Source organism: Pseudomonas sp. SDO55104_S430 (assembly GCF_054070595.1).
In genome coordinates, this window is the sequence record NZ_JBSVXG010000447.1 from 1 (window position 1) to 1,699 (window position 1,699).

Genomic DNA, 1,699 nt, shown 5'->3' on the forward strand with positions numbered 1-1,699 from the left:
GGACACTGCTGACCCTTTGTGGGAGCGAGCCTGCTCGCGATTGGTCCTTAAAGCTTCAACTGCCCGATCGCCTTGCTCAATTGCCCGGCCAGCTCCGCCAATTCATGACTGGTAGTCGCCGACCCCACCGTCTGCTGCACGGTGTTTTCCGTCACATCCCGAATGCTCACCACCGCCCGGTTCATCTCTTCCGCGACCTGGCTCTGCTGCTCGGCCGCCACCGCAATCTGCGTATTGCTCTCGCGCATCTGCGCCACCGCCCCGGTGATCTGCTCCAGCGCCGCGCCGGCTTCCTGGGCCTGTTGCACGCAGTCATCGGCCTTGAACGAGCTTTCCTGCATGAAGTCCACGGCGTCACGGGTTCCGGCCTGCAATGCCGAGACCATCACGGTGATTTCGTCGGTGGAGTTCTGCACCCGCTTGGCGAGGTTGCGCACTTCATCGGCGACCACGGCGAAACCGCGGCCCATTTCACCGGCCCGGGCCGCCTCGATCGCGGCGTTCAGGGCCAGCAGGTTGGTCTGCTCGGCGATGCTGTGAATCACGTTGACCACGCCATTGATCTTCTGACTGTCTTCGGCCAGACGCTGAATCATCTCCGCAGTCTGCTGCACGCCGGTGGACAACCCGGCAATCGACTTCTGAACGCGCATGACCACCTCCTGCCCGCTGCCGGCCAGGGTGTCGGCCGATTGCGAGAGATCGCGGGTGGCGCCGGCATGTTGGGCGATATGGTGGACGGTGGCGGTCATTTCGTTGATCGCCGTGGCGGCCTGATCGGTTTCGCTCTGCTGGCCGAGCATGCCGTGGCGCACTTCGTTCATGCTCGACGCCAGCCGCGCGGCGCCTTCGTCCAGCTGCCGGGCGGTGCTGGCCACGGTGTTGACCACGCGTTGATAACCGGCCTGCATGGCGTTGAAGGCATTGGCCATTTGCCCGACTTCGTCGCTGCAGGCCAGCGGGACCCGGGCCGAAAGGTCGCCGGTCTTTTCCACGTGGAGCATCACGTCTTTCAGGGTATTGAGCTGGCTGAGCAAAAAACGGATCAGCAACTGCGAGGCACCCAGCATCGCCGCCATCAGGATAAATACGGCGACCGCGTAATTGACGAAGCGCTCATCGAACACCTGACTCAGGCTCGGCCCCTGGGCAATCACCGCGACACGCTGGCCGTCGGCCCGGGTGAACACTTCAGCGCCCAGCAGCAGGTTTTCACCTAACAGCGGCTGCTTGTTGATATCGACCCACCCATTGGCGTTGGTCAGTTCGGCTATCGGCTGGCCATCGAGCACCGGTGCCTGCCCGCGCTCGAACGTCAGTAGTTGGGGCGATTTCGGGAGCGGCTGTCCAGCGGGCCAGGCACCGAGCAGACGAGCCTGGGCCTGCGCCGATGCCTGGGCGGCCTGGTGTCGGGCGTGTTGTTCCAGATGCACGGCGTACAGCACCAGCAACAAGGTGGTGACGAAGGCGACGGCGTTCACCGCCCAGAATTTGTATTTCAGCGAGATATTGCTGAGCCAGGCACCCATGGAGGTCTTCTCTGATAGCGGAAACAGTTTTGGCAAGGTGCCATTAGTTTGCCGCTATCCATGCCCTGGGTTCTTGATGTGGATCAACAGTCACCACCATTCCCCTGTGGGAGCGGGCTTGCTCGCGAAGGCGTCGTGTCAGCCAATGCATGTGTCGACTGATACACCGC

Annotated in this window: 1 protein-coding gene; it reads right to left on the bottom strand. The window is 62.7% G+C overall.

Features of this window, described 5'->3' with window-relative positions; genetic code table 11:
- Positions 1–47 precede the first annotated feature (47 nt).
- Complete coding sequence (locus tag ACW9JE_RS30575) at positions 48–1,529, bottom strand: methyl-accepting chemotaxis protein (protein WP_457434885.1); 1,482 nt, start codon at positions 1,527–1,529, stop codon at positions 48–50.
- Between the last annotated feature and the right edge of the window lie 170 nt (positions 1,530–1,699).

Bases quoted from the DNA above. Each gene is read 5' to 3' on its own strand.
- ACW9JE_RS30575 (WP_457434885.1), bottom strand. From the start codon at position 1,529: ATGGGTGCCTGGCTCAGCAATATCTCGCTGAAATACAAATTCTGGGCG.